General features: G+C 38.8%; 8 protein-coding genes and 1 riboswitch. All 8 genes read right to left on the reverse strand.

The annotated features are described in order from the left end of the window. Positions 1-357 (reverse strand): hypothetical protein (locus B2V92_RS16540; protein ID WP_293310131.1); only part of this gene is annotated, 357 nt, incomplete at its 3' end. A gap of 381 nt (positions 358-738) precedes the next feature. Further along, the gene (locus tag B2V92_RS16545; protein ID WP_293310133.1) at positions 739-1116 is read right to left on the reverse strand and encodes a VOC family protein; all 378 of its coding nucleotides are present in this window, start codon (positions 1114-1116) and stop codon (positions 739-741) included. A gap of 14 nt (positions 1117-1130) precedes the next feature. Continuing rightward, a complete protein-coding gene (locus B2V92_RS16550) occupies positions 1131-1340 on the reverse strand; it encodes a helix-turn-helix domain-containing protein (RefSeq protein WP_293310135.1) in 210 nt (69 codons plus the stop codon). A 3-nt stretch (positions 1341-1343) separates the two neighbouring features. Beyond that, a complete protein-coding gene (locus tag B2V92_RS16555) occupies positions 1344-1883 on the reverse strand; it encodes a DUF2975 domain-containing protein (RefSeq protein WP_293310137.1) in 540 nt (179 codons plus the stop codon). A gap of 140 nt (positions 1884-2023) precedes the next feature. Then, positions 2024-2914, reverse strand: coding sequence for a cupin-like domain-containing protein (locus tag B2V92_RS16560; protein WP_293310139.1), 891 nt, complete (start codon positions 2912-2914; stop codon positions 2024-2026). A gap of 152 nt (positions 2915-3066) precedes the next feature. Continuing rightward, complete coding sequence (locus B2V92_RS16565) at positions 3067-4194, reverse strand: TlpA disulfide reductase family protein (RefSeq protein WP_293310141.1); 1128 nt, start codon at positions 4192-4194, stop codon at positions 3067-3069. Between the two features lie 45 nt (positions 4195-4239). Further along, the gene (locus B2V92_RS16570; RefSeq protein WP_293310143.1) at positions 4240-5394 is read right to left on the reverse strand and encodes a cysteine desulfurase family protein; all 1155 of its coding nucleotides are present in this window, start codon (positions 5392-5394) and stop codon (positions 4240-4242) included. 54 nt (positions 5395-5448) lie between these two features. Further along, a riboswitch (SAM riboswitch) is annotated at positions 5449-5548 on the reverse strand. Between the two features lie 686 nt (positions 5549-6234). After that, the coding region (locus B2V92_RS16575) for a helix-turn-helix transcriptional regulator (RefSeq protein WP_293310145.1) at positions 6235-7119 on the reverse strand (885 nt) is incomplete at its 5' end.

A 7119-nucleotide genomic window follows, 5' to 3' on the forward strand; every position in this document is an offset into this window, starting at 1 on the left:
CTCGGTATCATCAAATACACCTTTCGATGCATCAAAAACATCAGAAGTATAAGGATCTGCCGCTGTTGGAAAATTAAGGCGCATCCCCTTGGGTAGTGGTAATTTATCGCTATTGCAGATAGCAGCCCAGTTTTTAAAGGAAACGCCAAGTATTACAGAAGTGTTGCGGTCTTTAAGTTCGGAATGGGTATTGATTTCTTTTCGTAACGAAGCCATCAGATCGGCCAATTGCTGACGGTTTACGCGCGTTTTGGTCCAAAGGGTGGTAAAAATGGCGAATGGTGAAGGGTAAACCAATCCACGCTGGCAGTGTTTCCATACTTCATCTAATCTTTCTTCCAGTTTTAGTGTAATCATTTTCGAGCAATTTATATTTGTAGATGGATAAATATGTTCTACAAGGGATAGACATATACTACCCTAAATAACTACATTTTTACGTATTAAAACACCGTATAATCACCCTATTTTATAAGTGGTATTGCCGTTAAGTTAGGAGGAAAGGAGATATACAATCACATTATATTTTTTACCATATAAGACAATTAACAGGATATGAGCTTATATCGAGAGACATTTTCTGACCACCTAAGTCACCTTAGCCCACCTGAGTTTTGCAAGCTGCCTAATATAAAACCGGATAATATGTAGGATATTCAGAACATCACCTCAATTTTTTGGATCGCAGCGCTGGCAGGTATCAAAATGATGGTAAGTAGGAAGCCTAATCTTAGCCCCTTACTTCCTTTGTTTCAACTGAAAAACATTGCCTTCGGGATCTTCGCCATCGCAAAGCCAATAAGCATAATCAGGAAATGTTTTGATTTCATTGATCTGCACTTTTTCGCCAAGCAGATAATCCCTTAAATCGGTAATATTATCCACCTCGAAAACAAGTTTGGTATTGTTTCCAGATTTAAAAAGTCCTTTGTTTTTATCCAAATATTGATCGCCAATTTTATGAAGCGCAATATTGCAGCTACCTGCCTTGAGCAGCAACCACTCCGACGGAGTTTCTTCGAGCACCTCTAATTTTAAAACACCTGTATAAAAAGACTTTAAATGCGCCACGTCCTTTACAAAAAGAATGATGGTATCTAAGTTAAATTTCAGCATAAAATTTTCGTTGATTATACTTTTGCCCTGTATTCCAAAATATCGGCAGGCTGGCAATCCAGCACTTGGCATATTGCATCGAGTGTGCTAAAACGCATGGCTTTTGCTTTTCCTGTTTTGAGGATAGAAAGATTGGCCAGGGTTAAACCCACTTTTTCGGAAAGCTCATTTAATGACATTTTACGTTTGGCCATCATCACATCCAGATTTACAATAATCGGCATAAATTATATGGTTAACTCGTTCTCTGTCTGGATCTCGATCCCTTTCTTAAAAATCTGAGCAATTACAAAAAGCGCAACACTCATAAATAACCAGGCATCGCCACCGCCCAAAGCGGTAAGATCGGCAATATGTACACCTTTATTAATTAACCATTCGGCATAATTTAATCCCCAAAGAGAAAACACCCCGATTAAAAAGGCAGCATAAGCTATTTTAAAAATAAAATCTCTTACCCCGTTATTAAATGGTTGCTCCAAATTTAATTTCTTATCGTATAAAAGTTTAACGATGAGGTAAAATAACCAGGCTTTCGCCACAGCAACAATGCTTAGGAGCAGTATTTCCACAAAAAAATGCCCGTGATCATACTGAAAAAGTGCAGTAAGATCTACCTGTTGCCACAAACGATCAACAATTGTTGGTTTTGCCAGGGTAAAAACCGCGGTTACGATAAAGCCGCCAGCCTGGATACACAGGCCAACAAATATAATCCACGCAAGGATGTGCAATACTTTAAGTATCTGCGTTGTACCAATTTTCATAATTTCTATAATTTGATTAATAACACAAAACAAACGTAATGAATATTTATCGAAAAACAATAAATATTTATTTTTTATCAATCCATTTATTCTAGATTGATTGCGTATTATTATAATTATAGAAAGCTGGCACTTTATTTTTAAAGATATTTTTTTGTGTTGCGATTGGCCTTTTTCAGTTTATAATCGAACCACTTTTGCCCGAATAAACGACGGAGGATATTATCGATTCGACGAATAATAAAGATATTTTTGAAACCGGTAAGTTTATCTGCAAACGAGGCCGACAAGGCCCTGTGACTTACAGAATAGCCCTGGCTTAGGTATTGGATATAATGCCAATAACCTGAAGGGATGTAAAGCGTTTCGCCGGGTTTAAGGGTGCATTCCCAACCTTTCAACAGTTTTAACGCAGGATATTTTTCATAGTCGGGGTTTCTCAAATCAACCAGGCCATGAAAATTGAACGGCAGCTTATATAGAAATACAGATTGATTATTGGGGAAGAGGTAAATCTTTTTTTCTCCCTCAAACTGGCTAAGGAAAACATGGCTCATATCGATGTCATAATGATACCTTACACTTGCCCCTTCCCCACCAAAAAACAGCAATGGAAAATTGGTTAGGAAACCTTTCATTGGAGGTGTAACCTGAAGTGCTTTCCGGAGTTTTGGTTTATAAACCAACAGGTTGAACAAAAACAGCCTGAGTTCGCTCGGTCCCTCTTCAATCAGATCGAGATAATTTGAAAATGTCATTTCGCTTTCTGCCGGACTGGTTACATAATCGGGATGTGCATGTTCACTACCATGTACAGCTACCAGTTTATTCCCGGCTTCTTTTCTAAAATAGTCGTAATTCCAGTTTTTAAAGGCATCACTATTTGAGATAAAATTGCTCAAAATAACCGGCTTTTTCGCCTTCACATAGTTTTTATCAAAATCTACCATATTTAGATCCTGAAGGTAGGTTATGGTTTCGAGGGTCATTTTTAAATCCATTACAGCTGTATCTGCATTAATCAGATACACTTATAAAAGGTTCGTTTTGGTTATCATTTTTTTCAGGGGTGGCCTAAACCTCCCCTATTATTATGTATACGGTAAGCTTTTGCATATTTCAAATAGAAAAGACAGCCTACCTGGTATTTTCACTTAAAAAGCTATTCGGTAATATTATTTACCTACTTGCTTTTGGCTTCTAAAAGCGATGCGAGTTTTTCTTTTAATGCTTCTCCACGTAGTCCTTTTGCAATAATTTTCCCATCCGGATCGATTAAAAAATTTGCCGGGATCGATCTGATACCATATTGTTTTGCTACGGCATTATCCCAAAATTTCAGGTCCGAAACATGTGTCCAGGTTAAATGGTCATCAGCAATGGCTTTTAACCAGGCTTCTTTTTTACCCGGCTGATCTAAAGAAACGCCCAAAATGGTAAAACCTTTATCTTTAAACTGGTTATAGGCTGCTACAACATTCGGGTTCTCCTGACGGCACGGTCCGCACCACGAAGCCCAGAAATCAACAAGAACATATTTCCCTTTAAAATCCGATAATTTTACAGGTTTATCATTTACATCATTCTGTACAAAATCAGGTGCCTGAAGGCCAATTTTGGTTTTCTTTACGGCATTAAAGTAAATAGAAATGTCTTTACCCGCTTTACTGTCTTTTACAACCCCATCCAAACCGGCATAAACCTGTTCGGCTTCAGCCTGTGCAGTTTCGCTGGTTGCAATCTGCTGGATAGCGGTTAAACTAACGAACGACTTAGGGTTTTGACGCGCAAAACCAAGGTATATCGGCTCCAATTCTTTACTGGTGGTTTCGTAACGTTTGTAAATGGCTTCGGTAACCGCTTTATCTTTTTTCTGCTCTGCTGTTAGTGTACCAAACTCGCCACTAATTGCTGCAAGTTTATCCTGTACAGGCTTGGTTAGCGCTTTTAGTTTATCATTATCGGTATTTACCCGCGATCCGGTAATTGATGCGTTTTTTAACGAGTCGGTAGCAGTAAGTTTAATGGTACTGGCTTCGAGGTAGAAGGATAAAAAGTCGCGCTTTCCATTTTTATCAGCAGGTTTTCTGTAAACCGATGCCCTAACCGGATCGGTCACTTTTCCCGAAAATGAGAATGCCCCATCTTTTAATGTTGTCGAATCTGTAAGCGATTGACCATTTTGAGCATAACTAAGGTATACCTTTTCTGTACCTGTCGATTTTTTTAATGTCCCTTCCACAGAGAAAGGTTTTTGTGCCATTGCTGCAACCGGAAGTGTGCTGATGGCAATTAATAATGATTTTTTCATAGTTGTTGGTTTTAACAGTTTGATTTTTTTTAATATGGATAATATTTATGCCGAACGCAGGCTGGGTTGTCCCAGTATATTTTCGCTGTATTGATTAAGAACCGTAATTACCTGATCTATTTCCTGGTCGGTATTGTATCGGCTAAAAGAAAAACGGATTATATCGTACCCGTTGCGTGGCATTAAGGCCTGGATAACGTGCGAAGAACCATGGCTGGTGCAGGCGCTTCCACCCGAAGCGTAAATCCCCAAAACATCGAGATTGGTAAGCAGGTCTGCAGTATTCTCAATCTGAGGTAAGGCAATACTTAATATAGTAGAGAGACTTTTGTCGATATTTTTAGAATGCCCGTTAAAAATAATTCCGGGCAAATGTTTAATGCCGTTAATCAGCTGCTGTTTTAAACTTACGATATGCGATTCGTGCTGATCGAAGTTAGCATAGGCACCCGAAAGCGCTGAAGCCAGTCCCACTATTCCCGAAACATTCTCTGTTCCGGCCCTTTTTCCCGATTCCTGCGATCCACCATTTAGCAGCGAGCGTAAATTTGCCGGATCTTTGGCGTATAAAAAACCTACACCTTTTGGGCCGTGAAACTTATGTGCAGAGCCAACCAAAAAATCAGGCCCAAGCAAACGGGTATTGTACCTGATATGGCCCATGGTTTGCACGGTATCCGAATGTAAAATTGCATCGTGGTGCTCGGCAAGGTCGGCAATTTCATCAATCGGGTTTAAGTTGCCGATTTCATTATTACCATGCATCAGTGAGATTAAAGCCCTGTTATTCTCTTCGAGTAAACGATCGAGATGCGGAAGGGATAAATTTCCATTAGCATCATTTTCTACATACAATAGTTTGATTAAACCGGCTTTTTCAGCTGTTTTTAGTGTATTAAGAACTGCATGATGTTCGAGCCTTGAAGTAATGGCCACATCAATTTTGTGGTGGTGGATTGCTGAAAGGATAGCAGTATTATCGGCCTCCGTTCCGCCAGAGGTAAAGAAGATATTTTCCGGTCTGGCATTTAAGTTTTCGGCTATTATTTTCCTCGATCTTTCTACCGCTACCCTTGCCTCCCTGCCCAGCGCATGTGCTGAAGATGGATTGGCAAACGATTGGAAAACATAAGGTTCCATTTCGGTAAAAACCTCATTCGAAAGTGGTGTAGTTGCGGCATTGTCCAAATAAATATTCATCCTTTAAATCTTTAAATTTACCACAGGCTTACCCAGATTCTATTTCTGAAATCTTCCTTATCTTCCCTTTTTTATAGGAAGGATTTAGCACCTTATTTGGCAACAGGTTGCTAAGACTTCATCGGGCCTTTCCCTCAGTCTTTCTGGATAAGTCTGCAAATTATTTCTTGCGGAAGCAAATATATACAATTCCCATAGATTTTATAGTCTTTTTAATCAAAATGCTTTAAAAACATCCTTTCTGCTAAAATAGTCTGGATTATTGCACATTTATGACCATTAATTTATGCTTTTCGGGCAAATGAAAATACTGTGGTTATACATAAAGACTTTCGAATATGTAATTATTCCCGCTTAAACAGGCGATTACAAAAAAAATGAATTATTTTTCACGATGTTTTTTGGTCGGCATTATTTTTGTTACAAAGGCCGGTATGAAAAGGAAAGATATAGTCAGTGCGCTCTTAGGTATATTGATTATGGCCATTACTTATTGGGTATTGTTCTACCGGCTTAGCCCTAAGGACCATAAACCGGTTAAAACATTTTCTTCAATTTCCCATCCCAAAAATTTCGGGTAATCTGTACTGTACATTTTGCAAAACAGCGGATAGCTTTTTGACTTGAAAATCTAAACATATAAACCATATTTAGAAGTTCTGGAAGGGGAATAATTCTATTCTCAGCCAACCCAGCATTGACAAAAAATTAAGCTAAAAGCCAGGAGAGTAAAAATTCTGGCTTTTTGTGTTTATATCTAACTATTTCATATGTTAAAAACAGACTCAGTTCTTCAGACTAAAGACTGCAGACTAGAGATTATAGACTAAGGCCCAAAAGCTACCCCATATTCTGCAAAAACAGGTTCAGATCATCCTCTTTGCCCAGGCCCAGTTTCTGTTTGAGGCGATAGCGGCTCATGCGTACACTTTTGGGTTCTATCCCTAAACGGATAGACACTTCTTTATTTGATAATCCCATCAACATGTACGAGCAGTATTTCAGATCGAGGCGTGTAAGTGTATTGTTCGCTTTCTGTTGTAAACGTTCAAAAAAAGCAGGGTTGGCATCAAAAAAATCGGCTTTGTATTCTTCAAAATCCTTATCCATTTTTTTCTGCTGGTTTACAATTTTCTTAATCTGTTCATCAAGCGAAAGGTTGCTTTCGGTATTTACCTGATCTGATAAAAGCTCCAAAATTTCATTTTTTTCCTCAATCTGTAAGGTTCCCGCCAGTACCTCACGTTCTAACCGTTCCTGCCGCTCTTTAAGCAAAGCCTGCTCTGCCTGCAACTGCAAGGCCTCTGCCTCTTTTAACTGCACTTTTAATTCTGCAGCACCTTTCTGCTGATCGATCAATTCCTGTTTGCGCACCGAGGCCTTGAGTTTGTAATTGTAAGAAATCAACAGAAGAAGTAATGCCGCTATCCCGGTAAGGCCCGAAATAATATAGAAAATATTTAGTTTTTTGGTATAGGCCGTTTGTTGATGCAGATAGGCTATTTCCTGTTCTTTTTTTTCAGACTGGTATTGTGCTTCTATTCTGATGGTATTGTTTATTTTCTCTTCATCAAACGCCTTTTTGTAAAAAGAAACATACTGTTTTAAGTAATTCAGTGCAGCTGTTTTATCGCCTTTTTTCTCTGCAATATTGGATAGGCCCTGATATATTCTGGCCTGGGTAAGCGGCATTTTAACTACGCCATCGGCTATTTTGCCCAAACC

Source organism: Pedobacter sp. UBA5917 (assembly GCF_002432345.1).
Taxonomy (GTDB): domain Bacteria; phylum Bacteroidota; class Bacteroidia; order Sphingobacteriales; family Sphingobacteriaceae; genus Pedobacter.

What these genes read in the sequence shown, in the direction of transcription:
- B2V92_RS16545 (WP_293310133.1), bottom strand. Translation starts at nt 1,116, where the DNA reads ATGCTGAAATTTAACTTAGATACCATCATTCTTTTTGTAAAGGACGTG.
- B2V92_RS16550 (WP_293310135.1), bottom strand. Translation starts at nt 1,340, where the DNA reads ATGCCGATTATTGTAAATCTGGATGTGATGATGGCCAAACGTAAAATG.
- B2V92_RS16555 (WP_293310137.1), bottom strand. Translation starts at nt 1,883, where the DNA reads ATGAAAATTGGTACAACGCAGATACTTAAAGTATTGCACATCCTTGCG.
- B2V92_RS16565 (WP_293310141.1), bottom strand. Translation starts at nt 4,194, where the DNA reads ATGAAAAAATCATTATTAATTGCCATCAGCACACTTCCGGTTGCAGCA.
- B2V92_RS16570 (WP_293310143.1), bottom strand. Translation starts at nt 5,394, where the DNA reads ATGAATATTTATTTGGACAATGCCGCAACTACACCACTTTCGAATGAG.